The sequence below is a fragment of the Hyunsoonleella flava genome (assembly GCF_004310325.1).
Classification (GTDB): Bacteria; Bacteroidota; Bacteroidia; order Flavobacteriales; family Flavobacteriaceae; genus Jejuia; species Jejuia flava.
The window spans coordinates 1-17,485 of sequence record NZ_SIRT01000013.1; the positions used below are offsets into that span (position 1 = coordinate 1).

At 34.0% G+C, this 17,485-nt stretch carries 16 protein-coding genes; 12 read left to right on the forward strand and 4 right to left on the reverse strand.

The features are described from left to right. Positions 1-540: 540 nt before the first annotated feature. On the reverse strand, positions 541-2,583 hold the full coding sequence (locus EYD45_RS13495; RefSeq protein ID WP_130965086.1) for a putative porin: 2,043 nt from the start codon (positions 2,581-2,583) through the stop codon (positions 541-543). 105 nt (positions 2,584-2,688) lie between these two features. Between EYD45_RS13495 and EYD45_RS13500 the strand changes: the two genes are divergently transcribed. The 9 genes from EYD45_RS13500 (at position 2,689) to EYD45_RS13540 (ending at position 13,404) form a co-directional block, all read left to right on the forward strand. Further along, entirely contained in the window at positions 2,689-3,288 is a 600-nt protein-coding gene (locus tag EYD45_RS13500; protein WP_130965087.1) for a ribonuclease HII, read from the forward strand. 107 nt (positions 3,289-3,395) lie between these two features. Next, entirely contained in the window at positions 3,396-5,819 is a 2,424-nt protein-coding gene (locus EYD45_RS13505; RefSeq protein WP_130965088.1) for a ribonuclease HII, read from the forward strand. Positions 5,820-5,932: 113 nt separating this feature from the next. Beyond that, positions 5,933-7,483 carry an OmpA family protein gene (locus EYD45_RS13510; protein ID WP_130965089.1) on the forward strand — a complete coding sequence of 517 codons (1,551 nt, stop codon included), beginning with the start codon at positions 5,933-5,935 and terminating at the stop codon, positions 7,481-7,483. 2 nt (positions 7,484-7,485) lie between these two features. After that, positions 7,486-8,163: a TapB family protein gene (locus EYD45_RS13515; protein ID WP_130965090.1), complete on the forward strand. Its 678-nt coding sequence runs from the start codon at positions 7,486-7,488 to the stop codon at positions 8,161-8,163. 118 nt (positions 8,164-8,281) lie between these two features. Continuing rightward, positions 8,282-9,331, forward strand: coding sequence for a nucleoid-associated protein (locus EYD45_RS13520; RefSeq protein ID WP_130965091.1), 1,050 nt, complete (start codon positions 8,282-8,284; stop codon positions 9,329-9,331). 65 nt (positions 9,332-9,396) lie between these two features. After that, on the forward strand, positions 9,397-9,930 hold the full coding sequence (locus EYD45_RS13525) for a YybH family protein (protein WP_130965092.1): 534 nt from the start codon (positions 9,397-9,399) through the stop codon (positions 9,928-9,930). A gap of 100 nt (positions 9,931-10,030) precedes the next feature. Further along, a complete protein-coding gene (gene ppk2, locus EYD45_RS13530; RefSeq protein ID WP_130965093.1) occupies positions 10,031-10,810 on the forward strand; it encodes a polyphosphate kinase 2 in 780 nt (259 codons plus the stop codon). A gap of 60 nt (positions 10,811-10,870) precedes the next feature. After that, a complete protein-coding gene (locus EYD45_RS13535; RefSeq protein ID WP_130965094.1) occupies positions 10,871-11,074 on the forward strand; it encodes a hypothetical protein in 204 nt (67 codons plus the stop codon). A gap of 41 nt (positions 11,075-11,115) precedes the next feature. Continuing rightward, on the forward strand, positions 11,116-13,404 hold the full coding sequence (locus tag EYD45_RS13540) for a TonB-dependent receptor (RefSeq protein WP_130965095.1): 2,289 nt from the start codon (positions 11,116-11,118) through the stop codon (positions 13,402-13,404). A gap of 10 nt (positions 13,405-13,414) precedes the next feature. Here EYD45_RS13540 and EYD45_RS13545 read toward each other — a convergent pair whose 3' ends face one another. The 3 genes from EYD45_RS13545 to EYD45_RS13555 are packed head-to-tail and all read right to left on the reverse strand — an operon-like array spanning position 13,415 to position 14,819. Continuing rightward, complete coding sequence (locus EYD45_RS13545; protein WP_130965096.1) at positions 13,415-13,924, reverse strand: hypothetical protein; 510 nt, start codon at positions 13,922-13,924, stop codon at positions 13,415-13,417. Further along, positions 13,921-14,631, reverse strand: coding sequence for a lipoyl(octanoyl) transferase LipB (gene lipB / locus EYD45_RS13550; RefSeq protein ID WP_130965097.1), 711 nt, complete (start codon positions 14,629-14,631; stop codon positions 13,921-13,923). Before lipB ends, EYD45_RS13545 begins: the two co-directional genes overlap by 4 nt. Before the next feature lie 29 nt (positions 14,632-14,660). Then, complete coding sequence (locus EYD45_RS13555; RefSeq protein ID WP_130965098.1) at positions 14,661-14,819, reverse strand: YqaE/Pmp3 family membrane protein; 159 nt, start codon at positions 14,817-14,819, stop codon at positions 14,661-14,663. Positions 14,820-14,936: 117 nt separating this feature from the next. Here EYD45_RS13555 and EYD45_RS13560 point away from each other — a divergent pair, with 117 nt between their 5' ends. The 3 genes from EYD45_RS13560 (at position 14,937) to EYD45_RS13570 (ending at position 17,448) form a co-directional block, all read left to right on the forward strand. Next, complete coding sequence (locus EYD45_RS13560; protein WP_130965099.1) at positions 14,937-15,998, forward strand: helix-turn-helix domain-containing protein; 1,062 nt, start codon at positions 14,937-14,939, stop codon at positions 15,996-15,998. 110 nt (positions 15,999-16,108) lie between these two features. Continuing rightward, entirely contained in the window at positions 16,109-16,552 is a 444-nt protein-coding gene (locus EYD45_RS13565; protein ID WP_165453937.1) for a DUF1573 domain-containing protein, read from the forward strand. Positions 16,553-16,560: 8 nt separating this feature from the next. Further along, positions 16,561-17,448 carry a hypothetical protein gene (locus tag EYD45_RS13570; protein ID WP_130965101.1) on the forward strand — a complete coding sequence of 296 codons (888 nt, stop codon included), beginning with the start codon at positions 16,561-16,563 and terminating at the stop codon, positions 17,446-17,448. Positions 17,449-17,485 lie beyond the last annotated feature (37 nt).

The following is a 17,485-nucleotide window of genomic DNA, read 5'->3' on the forward strand; positions in this document are numbered from 1 at the left end:
GGACTTTCCTCCCAAAGCGGGTGCAAATATAAAACCCTTTTTTTATCCCCACAATACTTTTTGAAAAATTTTTTGGAAATATTTTTTTAACACTATTCCACAATCCCAAAACATCCTGCGGATGAACTCCAAAAAACGACCTTCGCCGTTTTTGCGGGTGCAAACATACCACACATTTTTAATTGAACAATGCATTTTTTGATCTTTTTTTAAACTATTTTACCGCCCCTTTTTAATGTGCTTGTTCTCTGATGTTTAGAGTGGAAAATATTTTTGTGCTGCTCTTGAATATAGCAGGTGCTCACGTCCTCGTTTTGTTCTATAGCGCCATCGAAAATGGCCTATCCTATTATATATTCTCGCAAAGGCGCTGAGACGCAAAGGAGACGCGCCGACCTTGACTCCCTGCAATGGCCCCGGTAAGCACGCCCGCGTTAGGGATTGAACGGCATGTTTGAAATCCCCGACGCAGGAGGGATTGAGTAGTGAAAGCCCGACCCGACCCCAAAGGAGGGGAACGCCCTGAAAATTAAAAAAATATTACATAAAAAAGTTCCAGACGATACCGAACCTTATGGTAAAATCCCGGTATGGATAATTGGGAGCAGAATAATAGTTATAACCTGTTAAGGCGGAATTAAAATGTTCTGCTTTTAGGAAAATACGTGTTTGACGGATTTTAGCGTTTATAAAAAAGTCCAGCCTAGGGAACTCTCCGAACTCCCGTTCGTTTTGCACATAAAATTCGGCCAGAATTGGGTTATAGCCATTCATATAATACTTAGTAAAGTAATTTAGCGTTACGCCCGTTTGCAAGTACATGGCTCTCTTGAACAAATCTGAACTGAAATAGAGCGTATTTCGTGTAGTGATTTGTGGCACATTTAACACATTGTTACCATTCTGCACATTTTGGTACAACACTGTATTGTTTAAGGCAAATTTTCCCACTCTTATTTCATTCTCCAATTTTGCCCTTAAGTAATTGATAGTACCATTATTTTGGAATGCTTTAATTGCTTCCGTTTCGGTGATACTTTCATCTTGTTTAAAATAGACGTAATCTGAAATTGTGGAATAGTCTACAGAAAGATTTACAAACTGCTTGTACTTTATTTGAAATGCCAACTGCTGGATCTCTATATTATTAAAGCCATTTTGCCAATTATAGTCTTGATAGTTACTTTGGTACAATAATGCGTTAAAATTTGGCGCTCGTGAGCTATGGTTTATGGCAACTTTGGCAAAAATATCATCAGTTACATTATATGACGCCTCTCCTTTTATATAATTACCAGTAAAGTCTCCAGCAATATTTACACCTGCTTCTCCTTGTATATTAAAACCCCTATAGAACTTTCGGTATTTCCCTCCTGCCGCATAAATGTTTCCTTTTAAACGGTTTGTTATCGTGCGATCATTGAATATTACTAATTTGTTGTACCCGTAATTGTAATGTGTATTGCTGACATTTACACTGAAGTGACCTAATTCATTATTTAAATAATTGATTTCGAATTGATTGTACAAACGCTCTAAGGTTACACGATCTCTAAAATTTGAACTTGTAAAAGCCTCTCCATAAATAGAATTCTGGCGAGTTTGATCAAATTGAAACGATTTATCCTCGAAAGAAATAATATGATTTAAGCTTAACTTGTAAGTAGATGTTGAATCGTTAAGGGTTTTAGGCAGTGCCTTTTTTACTACCTTATTAAAGATATTGAAACTATGGTCTAGATGAAAACGCTTGCCTCTTAGAATACTCTCGGCGTTTTCAAAATTAACTTCAATAATGGCTCTGTCTAAAAACTCTGGCACACCTTGCTCAAAGTTTTCTACCATATCGTCTCTTAGCCCGCCATTTTCTTGATTTAGCAAATCTTGCATTACAATATGGGCTCTCATATTATAACGGTTGTTTTTAGTTTTGTAATTAGTGGTAAACCTAAAATTACCCGTACTTGTTAAAATATGTTGGTATTGCCCCAAAGAGCGCATACCCTTATATGCAACTGAAAAATTGAATCGCGGTGTAGTGTTTACCGTAAAAAAAGAATCGGCCAATTGCCCTTGCTCAAATGCCGTTTTATAAAAAAGCTCTGTTAGCGGTGTAGGTACCCTGTAATAATAAACATCTTCAACCTCCATATAATTAAAATGCCTCGCCCTGGCTCCAAAATTTGGTAAAAGATTGGTGTTCTGAAAATCAAAGGTTAAGCTATTATATGTTTGTCCTAAATTAGAAAATGGCATCAATCCAAAATTATCCCTTCTTAAATAGTTGAATTTGTATTCTTTTTGAATGGTAAGTGTGGTGTCTACAAAAGTAGTGTCGTTATCATGGGAGATGATAAGGTAGTCCTGAATCTTAGCTTTTTCATCTTCATCATTGCCTTTGGTTAACTTGCCAAGGAGACTTTCCTTGCGTTGTTTCTTTTGATTAGCAATTGAAGCACTGTCCTTTACTTTAACAACAGTTGAATCAGAATCCTTAACTGGCGGTTTTTCTTCGGGGTCGGTCTGACCAAAAACCACAGTAGAGCATAGCACAAAAAATAAAACGATTGCTAACTTCTGCATAAGAATTTTAAAAACGTTGCAAATGTAAATACAAAATATGATAACGTGGTAAAATGAAAAAATTATTTAGTTGATATATTAAATTATTCATAATACTTTTGATTCATGCTAATTTTTAAGCACACTAAGCACACTTATGAATGCGGTACCGACGAAGTTGGCCGTGGCTGTTTAGCAGGCCCTGTAACTGCAGCTGCCGTAATTTTACCCGATGCCTTTAAAAATGATATACTTAATGACTCTAAACAGTTAAGTGAGGTGAAACGGGATGCTCTAAAACCAATTATTGAAAAAGATGCTTTGTGTTTTGGTGTTTCTCATGTGTTTCAGGATGAGATTGATAAAATTAATATTCTAAATGCGTCAATTTTGGCAATGCACAGGGCTATCGATGATCTTGAAACATTACCGGAGTTTATCATAGTAGATGGTAATAAATTTAAACCTTACCACACTATTCCACACGAAACCATCATCAAAGGCGATGGTAAATATTTAAGTATAGCCGCAGCATCAGTTTTAGCAAAAACCTATCGTGATGCTTATATGAACAAAATCCATGAAGAATTCCCAATGTACAATTGGAAGCAGAATAAAGGCTACCCAACGAAACAGCATAGGGAAGCGATAAAAACCTATGGCGTTACTAAATATCATAGAAAATCTTTCAGGCTGCTTCCCGAACAACTAAAATTGGATTTGTGAGTTTATATTCCTTGTTAAATCTTGCTCATAATTCGTTAATAAACATATTGGTGGTATCAACTTTTTTTATGGCTCATTTTATATTTTAGCGGAAATTTGATGATTCCATGAGATTTTTTTTGTGTTCCCTCCTACTTTTTGTTGTATTAAGCTGTACAAACTCTAAAAATGAACGGCATCAATTAATTGATTTTGTGCCGGACGATTCTGAAATTATTTTAAAAACAACAAATCTCGAGAGTTTAAAAAGTGCTATTGAAAATAATAGCTTTTTAAATTTATTATCCGAAAGTGATACTTATAAAGGTTTACAAGCTAAACTAAATTCAATTTCTAATCTTAATCCTAGTGGAGATGTTTTAATATGTATCTCAAAAAAAAGAGATAGTCTGGAGTATACCTTAATTACAAAGTATTCTGAAATACTATTTCAAACGGATTCATTAAAAAATTACATTGAAGAAGAACTCAAATACAAGTCCCATAGTATCACGAAATCTACGCTTGAAGATGCTGTTTTTTTCAACACAATAGTTGATAGTACGTTTATTTTATCTTCTTCTAAGGTTTTGATTAATGAGTGCCTAAACCTTTCTGATAAAAATTCTGGCTTAAAAAAGCTATATGATGTTACCAGCAAAGATGAAAACATTTCAATACTATGTAATACAAACAGTAAATTATCACCTTCATTTTTTATTGAAGATGAATTGAACGCACATAGTTTAAGTGATTTTTTAGCTTTAGATACCGAAATTTCCCAGGATAACATTTTCATCAATGGTATTGCAAAATCAATAGATTCTTCAAAAAAAGTCATTGATCTGTTCAAGAACACAGTCCCTCAAGAAAATCAAATACAAAATATCACACCGGGAAATAGTGATGGCTTTTTGAGTTTTACGTTTGATGATTTTCAAGTTTTAAGAGAAAACATCTCCCGATATCACAACAAAGATTCCATTTTTGACAACATCGAACTATTCAACAGCATTATTGAAGTTGGTGTTATTTATGAAGATGAAAAACGTGCTATTGTTTTAAATTCTATTGATGCTATTGCAACTCAAGACGCATTATTAAGTGATAAAAATAGCATTGAAACCTTTCGTGACATTAAGATCTTTGAGTTTTCTAAATCTGGCATATTTTTAGAAACACTTGCTCCATTTATCAATAACATTCAACCTTCAAACTACTGTATCATAGACAATTATTTTGTTTTTGCAGATTCCGTAGATCTTCTACAAAACATTATTGCCAGTTACCAGAACAAAACCACTTTGGGGAATCGCGGCTACTTTAAAGAACTTAGTGAAAACTTAAGTAGTGAAAGCTCCTTGATATTTGTTGCAAAACCCGAGCTTTTAAAAACTATAGTTGAAAAGAATATAGGAGCACGGTATAACTTTAAAAACTATAATCTTTCGGCAATTCAATTTATATACGACACAGATTTTGCCCATATTCATGGTGGACTGATAAAGGGCAAGCGGAAACGTGTGCAAAATTCCATTTCAGAAAATTTCAATTTAAAATTGGATACTGATATTTTAAACACACCACAATTTGTTGCGAATCATATCACCAAACAAAAAGAAATTGTGGTACAAGACCTGAACAACAAACTTTACTTAATTTCAAACCAAGGAAAAATAGTGTGGAAAAAACAGCTAAACAGTGCCATCCTTGGTAAAGTGGAACAGATTGATATGTATAAAAACGGAAGATTGCAATTGGCTTTCGCTACAGCAAATAGAGTTTATGTTGTTGACAGAAAAGGGAGGGACGTTGCGCCATTCCCTTTAAAATTCAATGATGCTATTACGCAACCACTTTCAGTTTTCGATTACGACAAAAACAAAAACTACCGCCTATTGGTCACACAAGGTAAAAATGTACTAATGTATGATGCACGAGGGAAAACGGTATCAGGATTTACTTTTAAAAAGGCGAATGGCAACATTATAAGTCAACCAAAACACTTTAGAATTGGTACCAGAGATTATTTGGTTATAAAAACTGAAAACAAGCTTCATATATTGGATAGAGTTGGTAAAACGAGAGTATCTCCAAAATCTACAAACGCATATTCAAACGAACCTGTATTTGTTTATAAGAACAAATTTACCACTACCACAAAAGATGGAAAACTTGTGAGTGTTGACACTAGAGGCAATGTAGCACTTGTAGATTTAAGACTAACTAACAATCATAATTTAGAAACTACAAGTAAAACACGGGTTACATTTCATGACAATAAATTGGGCATAAAGAGTAGAGAACTAGAATTGGATTATGGTAATTACACCAGACCAAATATTTTTTATATCAATGATAAAATTTATGTGGCCATAACCGACTTGCAGTCCAAAAAAGTACATCTATACGATAGCCAAGGAAAGATGATTCCAAATTTCCCTGTTTATGGCAACTCTTCAATTAGCTTGGATAATATTGATAGGGATAGAAATTTAGAGTTTGTTACCAAAGGCGATGCTAACAGCATCATTCTTTATGAAATTAACTAGCTTATTTACAATAACATAATTAACATTTAAATGTTGATTAAATTTCCGTAAGCCTTTTGCTACTCAAAAACTAATTTCTATATTTAGCACAGCTATTAATCAAAACCTTGTCAATGAAATTCCTGAAAAATGCACAAAGCATTTTATTTTTTGGAATACTATTCCTGCATGTAATTCCAACACTTGAAGCGCAGACCAAACAAATTAAACGTCCTAAAAGCAGAGTAGGAATTGGTAGCGTTGATAGATTTGTACAGGAATCTTTTGATATTTATGATAAAGTGTATAAGTACGATGGCTACGCCGAAGCGGGAACGCCACTGGACGACGAAGATATTGATGTTTTAGAGGATGCACTGGACGATTTGCAAGGGTTGAGTGACAGTGCTCCTGATATTTTAGGTGATTTGGACGGTGCCAATGCCCTAAAACAAGCGAAAGCAACTTTACAAATCAACAAAGCCAAAAAAGCCCTAAAATATAGCATAAAGACAGCTAAAGAATTGCTTTTAGGACAGCGTGAACGGGATAAAAAGGACCAAGAATCAGAAGAAGATACAACCTCTGAAGAAAGCGACTCCACCGACAATACTTCAAGTAATGATAGCGATACTTCTGAAGAAGCTGAAGAAGATAAAAATATATCTGACGATTTAGAAGTGTACAGCAAATACGATTTTGTACCTGGCGATAAACTTTTATTTTTTGATGATTTTTCCAAAGATTTTATTGGTGATTTCCCAAGTAAATGGAATACAAACGCTTCAGGTGAAGTTGTTAAAATAGCTAATAAAGGCAAGTGGTTTGAGCTAAAAACTGGATATGGTGTGTTTTACGTGCCAGATGTAAAAGATTTACCAGAAGACTACACTATCGAATTTGATATATTAACCAAAGGGGTTGGAAAACAAACCTCATCAACTGCGAGATTATCAGTATATCTTAGTGATAATGATAAGTTTAATCCTGGCTCTAATCATGCATTCGTTACAATTCCATTAGGCCAATATGCTGCATTTTCTTTTAGGGCAAAAAATTATTTTAGAAATGGTGGTGGCGACATCAACACCGATATTAAAGCCGATATTAGAAAAGAAATTTTAAATCAGCCACATATCGCTATTTCAGTTACCAAAAAACGATTTAGATTATGGATGAATCAAACAAAATATATGGATATACCAAGATTCATTCAAGAAGAAAATTTACTGAAATATCTGAAGTTTCATTTGAATAATCTAAAAGATGGCGAAGAGCATCTTTACATTTCAAATTTAAAAGTAGCAGAAGGCGGTGTGGATTTAAGACGCAAACTACTTTCAGAAGGAAAAATATCCACCAACGGTATTTTGTTCGACTCTGGTTCTGCCAATATACAACCGCAATCTTTAGGCATTGTTCGCCAAATTTCCCAAGTTTTAATGCAGGACGACAGTATAAAATTGAAGATTGTAGGACATACTGATGCAGATGGTTCTGATGAGGCTAATTTAAAACTATCTAAAGCTAGGGCTGAAGCTGTGAAAAACGCATTAGTGACCATCTATAACATTTCAGCAGATAGACTTGAAACCGACGGGAAGGGCGAAAGCGAGCCCGTTGGTGATAATAGTTCTGCTGATGGAAAAGCACAAAATCGACGCGTGGAATTTATTACAATATAACTATGAAACAACTTTTTATTACAATAATATGCGCGTTACTGGTTAACTTTTTTGCCATCGGGCAAGATGCTTGTAGCGTTTATTACCCTTTTAAGGAAGGCGCTAAGTTTGAAATTACCAACTATAACAAGAAAGGTAAAAAAGAAGGTGTTGTAAAATATACAGTTTCAAATATTGATGGAAATACTGCAACTATTGAAGCTGTAATTTTTGATGAAAAAGATAAAGAAATTACGACCACATCTTATGACATAATGTGCGAAGGCAATAGTATTTCCATAGATTTTAAATCGTTAATAAGCCCAGAAATGTTACAGCAATATAAAGACATGGATATTGATGTATCTGGTACCAACATTGAGTTACCAAACGATTTAGATGTTGGTAAAAAACTAAAAGATGCCAATATGATAATGACGATAAATATGGGCGGTATGAATATGAAGATGACTATGGATATCATAAACAGAACGGTTGACTCCAAAGAGAGCGTTACTACATCTGCCGGAACATTCAACTGCTATGCACTAAGTTATGATTCTGAAGTGAAAATGGGCATAAAAACATCATTCACCATAAAAGAGTGGATTGCAGAAGGCGTAGGTGTTGTAAAAACTGAATCGTATAATAAAAAAGGAAAACTAATGGGGTACTCTGAGCTTACCAGCATTAGCAAATAATTTTAACCACCAAAATACAAGTCCTCGAATCTAGGCGTCAAAGTGCTTTTGCTTTGGCGCCTTTTTTTGTTCAAATTTCAACTTAATTTAATACTATTGCAGTCTCAATAACATACACATGATTTCAAGAAAAAACGCTTCTATTTCAAAATTTATAATCCATAAAGTTGGCAATAAACATAATGATACCAAAAATGCCTTTTCTGAAAAAACAGTAGATTTTGATGAAGCCAGCTACGATTTGATGCTACCATTTCTATTAAAACCTTTTGGAAGTGCAGTACAAAGCTATCGTTTTAATCATCATGCAAATATTTCCTTAAACGAAATTAACACTTACGCCGCACAACTATTCAATGAGGACGATGCATTTATTGACGTATCCAAACACATTGTAATGCACCTATACGAGCAATCAAATTCGGCAAATATAAAAACTGGTGATGTTTTAATTGTGCTATTTGAAGGTATTGAATTTAGAGACATTACCACCAATGCCGTTGGGATTTTTAAAATTGAAAGTAAGGTGAATTTCTTTCAAACCTATCTGGAAAACAACAGTTATGATGTTTTGGTACAAAAAGGTATAAGTTCTAAAAAAGTTGACAAAGGTTGCTTGATTTTAAATCAGAGCGATGCAGAAGGCAACATTATTTTTAGTGTTGACAATAATAGCTATGATGCACAATATTGGACAAATCATTTCTTGAACATAAAATATGCAGACGATGCCAATAGCCATACACAGCAATATATAGAGTTGTGTAAAGATTTTTCATCTGAAATTATAAAAACTACTTACGGTGCACAAGAGCAAAATAGCTTTTTAGCAAAAACTATCGACTTTTTTAAAGAGAATGAAATTGTAAATGTAGAGCGATTTAAAGATGAGCTTTTTGAAGAAGACAAGCACAAAAGAGAGTTTGACACCTATAAAAAAGAGTTTGAAGGCGAACAGAATTTGGTCATTAGAAATCAATTTGATGTAGCTGAAGCAGTTGTAAACAAAGAAAAACGTAAAATAAAAACTGATATTAAGCTTGACACTAACATTCAAATAAAATTAGATATTGATGCCCCAGATGCCTCAACTGAATATTTAGAACGCGGATATGACGAAGAAAAGAAAATGCATTACTACAAAGTATTTTTTAATGCTGAAAATTAGTTTTTGTGCTTCTGCTTTAAATTGCCGAACTTGTTGCATTACTTTTATATCTTAAATTTAAATTCATGAAAAAAACACTGCTCATTTTTGTATTTGTTATCGTAGCAAATATCCCGAGAACCCAAGCTTTAACCAAGAATAAAATAACTTTAGAAATAAATAAAGATTCGCTACGCATAGCGGAGTTGGACCAATTTTGGGCAGAACTTTCAAGAACCGTTCGCGAGGGAGACTTTGAAGGTTACGCAGCCACGTATCATGAAGATGCTGTAGTTGTAATGGCTTCACGAAAAAACAAAACCTCTATTCCTATTTCGAAAGCTTTGGCTGGCTGGAAACAGGGGTTTCTTGATACTAAATCTGGTAAAAATAAAAGTGATGTGGTCTTTCGTTTTTCCCAAAGAATAGGAGATGACACAACAGCCCATGAAACAGGCATTTTCGTTTATACATCATCAGACAGCAATGGTGAAAATGCAGTACAGTATAGAGTTCATTTTGAAATGCTTTTTGTAAAACGCAATGGAAAGTGGCTGGGTGTTATGGAATACCAAAAATCGTACGCCACCGAAGAAGAATGGAATGCTTTAAAAAACTAAATAAGAATCTATATAAATTAGCTTTTCGCTCCTAAAAACACTAAGTATTTCTTAGTGTTTTTTTGTTTTTTAGTAACTTGTGTTTATCAAAAATACGACTATGTCTAAAAGCAAAAAATTCAATTACGACGAAGAACTAGCGAAACTACACACAGAATTAGTACACTTACAGGAATGGGTGAAAAAACAAGGTCTGAAAGTGGTGATTGTTTTTGAAGGAAGAGATGCTTCTGGAAAAGGCGGTACCATAAAACGTTTTACCGAGCCATTAAATCCTAGAGTATGTAAAGTGGTGGCATTGGGTGTTCCCACCGAAAAAGAGAAAACGCAATGGTATTTTCAACGGTATGTATACCATTTACCGGCTGCTGGCGAAATTGTACTTTTTGATAGAAGTTGGTACAACAGAGCAGGCGTTGAAAAAGTTATGGGCTTTTGTACCAATGATGAATATGAAGAGTTTTTAAGATCATGTCCAGAGTTTGAGCGTATGCTGGTACGCTCTGGAATTATTTTGCTAAAATATTGGTTCTCTGTGAGTGATGAAGAGCAAGAGCGTCGATTTAAAAATAGAATATCAAACCCATTAAAACGTTGGAAATTTAGCCCGATGGATTTAGAATCACGTTCCAGATGGTTGGAATACTCCAAAGCTAAGGATATAATGTTTGCGCATACTGACACGAAACAAGCACCATGGTATGTGGTGAATTCAGATAATAAAAAGAAAGCACGCTTAAATTGTATTAGCCATGTTTTAAGCAAGATACCTTATGAAAAAATGGACATTAAACCTATTGAACTTCCTGAATTACCAGATTATGAAGGTTATGTACGTCCGCCAATGAATTATCAAACTTTTGTGCCAGAGAAGTATTAAACCATAACATTTGAGATTTTTTCAGTTAACTTTATTATCTACTCACATAGTGAAGTATCTATGAAAAAATCTGGGCAATTAAATATTTTTCTACATGTGGTCATTCTACTATCTTTCATTTTTGGAATTTCTGCTCAAGAGAATAATAGGCTACAAGATATAATAAACAACCTTTCCTTTTACACTAACAACAGTCCTCCTGAAAAAGTGTATGTGCAAACAGATAAAGACACCTATACCAGTGGAGAAACAATTTTTGGCTAAAAACGTATTTGCTAAATGGTATAACGCATACAGTTAGCAATATGAGCAAGGTGATTTATTTAGAATTAATCGATTCTAAAAATAACATCATAACCCAGCAAAAATTATACGTGGAATCTACTGGAACTTCGAGTGATATAAAGCTGCCAGAGGTAATGCAAGAAGGTACTTACACACTTCGTGCTTACACAAAATATATGTTGAATGATAAAGAAGAAATTCTTTTTCAAAAGGAAATACCTATTGTATCACTACAGCGCGATATTAAATATTTGTTTGACAAAATATCAGAGGAAAAAGTAGCGCATGAAAAAAACAAAAAAGAAGAAGTAACCAATTTAGATACAACTAAACCCATTGTTCAATTCTTTCCTGAAGGTGGAGACCTCATAACAGGTCTAGAATGTGTTTTGGGCGTAAAAGTCACTGATTCTGAAGGCAACGGTCTTGCACTTGAGGGGAAAATTTTAGACGAGAACGGTAACTTTGTTTCCTATTTTAATAGTTATGAATTTGGCTTGGGCTGGACCTCCATTAAAGTAAAACCCTATATAAAATACCATCTTCAGATACCAATTGATGGTGAGATGTTTGACTATCCGATTCCCTCGCCCATATTAAAGGGTTATGCTTTGCGCGTCGCAAACTGGGGAGAATATATAAACATAACGGCCTCTACAAATATTGCTAATGGTCTTAACGGTGCTTTTCTGGTTGGTCATATTAGAGGTGATATCATCTTTAAACAAAAATTAAAGGCCAATGATAAAAACTTAAATATCATAAAACTATACACTTCAAAACTACAAGATGGCGTTGCTCATTTTACGTTGTTTGCACCAGACGGCGAACCTGTAAGTGAGCGTCTTACTTTTATTGATAATCCTCAAAACGATTTAAAATTATCAATAAAAACAAATAAACAGAACTATAATTTGCGTGAAAAAGTTAATATTGACTTTACTTTGGTTGAGACTGATGGAAAAACGTCCAACGGCGATTTTTCAATGAGTGTATTCGAGCAAAAAGAAACACTAAAAAACACGGACAATATAAAAACCTGGCTGTTGTTAAATTCTGATTTGGGCGGTACAATTTCAAACCCAAACTTTTTTTTCCAGAAAGAAAAAGGACGTAAATATTTGTTGGATTTGCTCATGCTTACTCATGGATGGCGTAGGTTTACTTGGAAGTCTCTTATGGATGAAAATGACTCTACAGCGGTATCTTTCCCTCCAGAAAAAGGAATTATGATAAACGGCACCACTACAGCATTCAAAAAAAAACAACAACCTAGAAAGGCACAAGTAACATTAAATATTGTTGCAAACGAGTTAGTTCAAGAACAAAAACTAACTAATGCAAAGGGTGAATTTAGTTTTGGTCCTTTCATTTTTCAGGATAGCATTAAAACTGTTATTAACGCCAATAGCATCCCAATATCAAAAAAGAATAGAGATCGATTATCTATATACCTAGAGCCGTATTATCCAGAGGTAAAAATTAAAAATATCAGAAAAAGTCAGGTACACACAAAAAAACTAGTCAATACCTATTCTAAACCATATCCTAAAACGGTTGAAAAAAAATTGACATCAGATTTTGAATACGATCCTAGCATTATTAAGTTAGATGAGACTGTTGTGAAAGCGAGAAAAAAACTAAAACCGCAAGAACTTTTAACCAAAAAAATGAATGCTAGAACATTACACGGAGAGGCAAGTAGAAGACTTATTCCAGACTCTATTCCAGGGTTAGGTCCAGGGTCCCCCACATTCAATATGCTAAGGTATGTAGCTGGAGTTCGAGTTTTTGGTACCTTTCCAAATCAATCGGTCTCAATAAGAGGGGACGCAGTTCTTTTTGTACTCGATGGTATTCGAACCTCCCCCGGTCGTGTTCAAACTATTCCTATTAACGATATCTTGTTTATTGATGTTCTTAGAGGATCTGAAGCTACTATTTATGGTGGTTTGGGTCCTGATAGAATTGGTGGCGTGATAGCTATATACACCAAAAGAGGTGATGAAATACAGCAAAAACCAAAAGAACTATCTAATTTCAGTAATCCTAAAATTCCAGGTTTCTATAAAACAAGAGAATTCTACAAACCCAACTATGCTGTTGCAAAACCAGAGCATAAAAAACCCGATTATCGCAAAACTTTGCACTGGGAACCAAATATTAAAATTAGTAATAACTCCCCGTATACATTAAATTTCTACACAGGAGATACAACTAATAAATATGTGATACGTATTGAGGGCATAACTTATAACGGCATACCTGTGAGCGAATTATATAGTTTCGATGTGCTAGATACAAAGTAACCAAAAAACACTAAAAGTTGAAATCTCCATCTTGATTCCCCTTGATATCTTCAATAGAATCCACATAATCACGCTCTTTTTGATGTAATATTCTTTTATAAAGTGTACTTGCTTCTAGAGCTAAAAATACAGCAACGAGTAATATTAAAATTGTGATTACAAGCGTTAATACCATACTTGTGCGCATGTTACCCTCAAAACTTTCAAAACTTTTATAGATGAAATATAAAAAGTAAAGTGAAAAGCAGAATAAGGTTAATGAAAACAAGATATTCCCAATCCAAAACAATTTTCCTGTAAGCTCCAGTTTTTTAGATTTTGAGCTGTAAAACTGCATAGTTTTTATTTGATACACTATACTCAAAACGCCCCCGAGAATTATCGCCAATAAAAAAAGCATTTCGTATTCAAATTTGGCGTTTTCAATTATGAGAATGCTGTAAGTTGCAAACGACACAAATATTACTATTACGCAACTTAATACCAATAATGCTATCTTGATCCCTTTTTTTAATTTCATGCAGATGGAATTAAAAACTCAGCTTCAAAAAGCGTAGAAAAATGATTTAATAGTTTTTCTTTTACCTCAGCTTCATCTACGTTTTCAACACCAAGTTCTACATTTAAAGACGTAACGGCTTTACCACGAATGCCACAAGGGATAATATTATCAAAATACCCCAGATCTGCATTTACATTTAGCGCAAAACCATGCATGGTTACCCATCGGCTGGCCCTAACGCCCATAGCGCAAATTTTACGTGCAAAAGGCGTACCTACATCTAGCCAAACCCCTGTTTCTCCTGGACTTCGTTCGGCTTGTAAACCATACTCAGCTAAAGTTAGAATAATCATTTCTTCTAAAAATCGAAGATATTTATGGATATCAGTAAAGAAATTTTCTAAGTCTAAAATAGGGTAGCCTACAATTTGCCCCGGCCCATGATAAGTAATATCGCCCCCTCTATTTATCTTGTAAAACGTAGCACCTTTTTCTTTGAGTTGTTCTTCATTTAAAAGTAAATTAGACAAGTCTCCGCTCTTACCCAGCGTGTAAACATGAGGATGCTCTACAAATAAAAAATGATTTTGGGTTTCAAGATTCGCATCTTCCCTCCTATTTTTAACCTTAGTATCAACAATGGCCTTAAACAAGGTTTCTTGGTAATCCCAAGTGTCCTTGTAATCTTTAAAACCTAAATCTTGCAGCTCAATTGTTTTATTCATAGACTGCAAAATTACGATATTTTTATGGTTTAAGATTTAGGATTATTCAATATAACCAAGGCTGCAATAACCCCTGGAACCCATCCACAAAGCCATAGCAAAAACACAATAACAATAGAGCCACAACCTTTGTCAAGTACTGCTAAAGGTGGGCAAATAATAGAAAGTATAACTCTCCAGATACTCATAGAAATTTTATTAATGATTGATGATTATTTATTTGACGCTATCAGTTTCATTTTGTTACATTTTAAAGTTACCACATTTCGGTTTTGGATTAATTGAAAATATAGTAGATTAGTAAAATGAGATTTTTACACGTAACAATATTCTTTTTTTGTATTGCTACTTGCAGTTTCGCACAGCACAATTTTAATGGATATGTGGATACTGAGCGCTGGAAGAGTGATGTGTATTTATCAATAATTGAAGATTATCGCACCCTAGAGAACATCGACAATGAACAAATTATATCTAAAGTTTCAACGGACGCTGATGGTTACTTTCAATTTTTAGGCAATCAATTAGATGACGAACAACGCATTTACAAATTACATGTTGATAATTGCGAAAGCTTTAACCAAGACAGTAACCATTTTGATGGGCATTGCACAGACAGTAAGGATATTTTATTTATTGCAAAAAGTACAGATACCATAAGTTTCCCCTTGTCTTTCGACGCTGAAATGTTTTGTGACATTGATGCTACCAACCCTAAAACAGCAGCTTTTATAAAAATAGACTCTTTAAAAGAAGAAATGAAATTTGCCTATTCTGAGTTTAGAAGTAAAGCAAATAGGGACCTCAACAATAAAAAGTGGTTTAAAACGCTACAAGATTTTGGGATAAACTTAAATGAACCACTTGCAGAATTATATATTTATGCCTTCTTATCGGAGAGAGGAAGTCCATTTCACAATTACTATTTAGAAGATTTAAAAGCCAATACCTATTATGATAATTTGCTGGAAAGATTAAAGACCACCTACCCGAATACATCCTATACTAAACAGTATGAAGCTGAAATTGCTTCAGATAAGTTTATTGCGACACCGCCTAATAAAGAAACTTCAGGTTTCAATTGGATTTATGTGTTAGTTCCGCTTCTAGTTTTATCCTTAATTTTGAACTTTTGGTTTATCTCTAAATATAAAATCAACAAGAAAAAAAAGCAGAATAGTATAAAGGAGCAACTTACCAAACAAGAGCAAAATGTATTAGATTTAATATTAAAAGAACATACCAATAAAGAAATTGCTGATGCGCTTTTTGTAAGCGTAAGTACCGTAAAAACACATGTAAACAATATTTATAAAAAGCTTAATACAAATTCCAGAGACGAAATTAAATCCTTGTTTAACAATTAGTTACAAAATTCAACCCTAGTACTAGTACCGATTTCAACCCCTAAATAGGACTACTTCTTTACATGTAATCATGATGTTTGCTATCGATGAACAATCAAAAAACAAACATTATGACACATTTTAAATCTACCCTAAGTATTGAAAAAGCTACAGTGTTAACTTTTCTATTATTTACTTTAATTGCAAACTTTAGCTTTTCACAAGAACAAACTTCCAATGCAAATATTGGCGTATTTCTTTTTGAGGAAGAAGTGATAGATTACGGTACCATTCAACAAAATGATGACGGCTTAAGAACCTTTAAATTCACCAATCGCGGTACTGCCCCGATAGTAATATCAAATGTAAAGACAACCTGCGGTTGTACAGTACCCTACTATTCAAAAGCCGCAATTCTTCCTGGTGAATCTTCAATGATTAACATAAAATATGCTACCAACAGAATTGGGAAATTTTCAAAGTCCATCACTATCATTTCAAATGCCAGCGAGCCCCAAAAGCGTCTAAGGATTAAAGGCAATGTGATTTCTAAAAATACTGTAGCTGTTAAATAATTTATGTTATGAAATATATTATTTTATTGATTATTAGTTGTGCAGTTGGCGTTTCGTTGCACGCACAGGAAGTAAACAAAGAAATCTCAATAGAAGGGGAATCGCCTTTTTTATTGGGCAAAATTGATAAAACAGGACTAACATCTTCAAGTTATAAAAGCTGGTTTTATAAAAACTATGATGATTATTCCTTAGATGAAACTACCATCAATGCTATAGGTAAAGCCTTGAACGAGTATTCCATAAAACTATTTATGGGCACTTGGTGTGGTGATAGTAAACGCGAAGTGCCTAGGTTCTATAAAATTTTAGAAGCCTGCAGTTTTCCTGAAAATCAACTTTCAGTTATTGCGCTGGGGCGAAAACGGGGTATGTATAAAAAAAGTCCAAATCACGAAGAAGCGGGATTAAACATCCATCGCGTGCCAACATTTATTTTTTACAAAGATGGAATTGAGGTAAACCGCATCGTAGAGCATCCCGTGGAATCCTTAGAAAAAGATATTTTAAAAATAGTAACATCAAATAATTACAAGAGTAACTATCAAATTGTATCAACGGTAGATGACATTCTTAAACATGATGGATTAAACGGTTTAAAAAAACGAAGCAAAAAACTGGTAAAAACCTTTGATGGCAAAGTAAGCAATATGTTTGAGCTAAACACTTATGGCAACATACTTTACACCATTAACAATAAGGAAGAAGCCATTGCCGTATTTAAACTAAACAATATGCTTTTCCCAGATAAACCAAGAACCTATATGAGTTTGGCAAATGTTCTTGGAGCTAATAAACGGAAAGAAGAAGCTATTACAGTATTAAAAAGGGCTGTAAAGTTGTTTCCTGAAAACAGGGATTTGGTTGAAAATCTTCAAGTAATAAAATCCAACTAAACTAAATACACTGAAATTAAACCGCTAGAGCCAGAAA

Coding starts and splice junctions, on each gene's coding strand:
- EYD45_RS13520 (WP_130965091.1), top strand. CDS start 8,282: ATGATTTCAAGAAAAAACGCTTCTATTTCAAAATTTATAATCCATAAA.
- EYD45_RS13555 (WP_130965098.1), bottom strand. CDS start 14,819: ATGAGTATCTGGAGAGTTATACTTTCTATTATTTGCCCACCTTTAGCA.
- EYD45_RS13545 (WP_130965096.1), bottom strand. CDS start 13,924: ATGAAATTAAAAAAAGGGATCAAGATAGCATTATTGGTATTAAGTTGC.
- EYD45_RS13570 (WP_130965101.1), top strand. CDS start 16,561: ATGAAATATATTATTTTATTGATTATTAGTTGTGCAGTTGGCGTTTCG.
- EYD45_RS13535 (WP_130965094.1), top strand. CDS start 10,871: ATGAAAAAATCTGGGCAATTAAATATTTTTCTACATGTGGTCATTCTA.
- EYD45_RS13505 (WP_130965088.1), top strand. CDS start 3,396: ATGAGATTTTTTTTGTGTTCCCTCCTACTTTTTGTTGTATTAAGCTGT.
- EYD45_RS13525 (WP_130965092.1), top strand. CDS start 9,397: ATGAAAAAAACACTGCTCATTTTTGTATTTGTTATCGTAGCAAATATC.
- lipB (WP_130965097.1), bottom strand. CDS start 14,631: ATGAATAAAACAATTGAGCTGCAAGATTTAGGTTTTAAAGATTACAAG.
- EYD45_RS13565 (WP_165453937.1), top strand. CDS start 16,109: ATGACACATTTTAAATCTACCCTAAGTATTGAAAAAGCTACAGTGTTA.
- EYD45_RS13560 (WP_130965099.1), top strand. CDS start 14,937: ATGAGATTTTTACACGTAACAATATTCTTTTTTTGTATTGCTACTTGC.
- ppk2 (WP_130965093.1), top strand. CDS start 10,031: ATGTCTAAAAGCAAAAAATTCAATTACGACGAAGAACTAGCGAAACTA.
- EYD45_RS13500 (WP_130965087.1), top strand. CDS start 2,689: ATGCTAATTTTTAAGCACACTAAGCACACTTATGAATGCGGTACCGAC.
- EYD45_RS13540 (WP_130965095.1), top strand. CDS start 11,116: ATGAGCAAGGTGATTTATTTAGAATTAATCGATTCTAAAAATAACATC.
- EYD45_RS13495 (WP_130965086.1), bottom strand. CDS start 2,583: ATGCAGAAGTTAGCAATCGTTTTATTTTTTGTGCTATGCTCTACTGTG.
- EYD45_RS13515 (WP_130965090.1), top strand. CDS start 7,486: ATGAAACAACTTTTTATTACAATAATATGCGCGTTACTGGTTAACTTT.
- EYD45_RS13510 (WP_130965089.1), top strand. CDS start 5,933: ATGAAATTCCTGAAAAATGCACAAAGCATTTTATTTTTTGGAATACTA.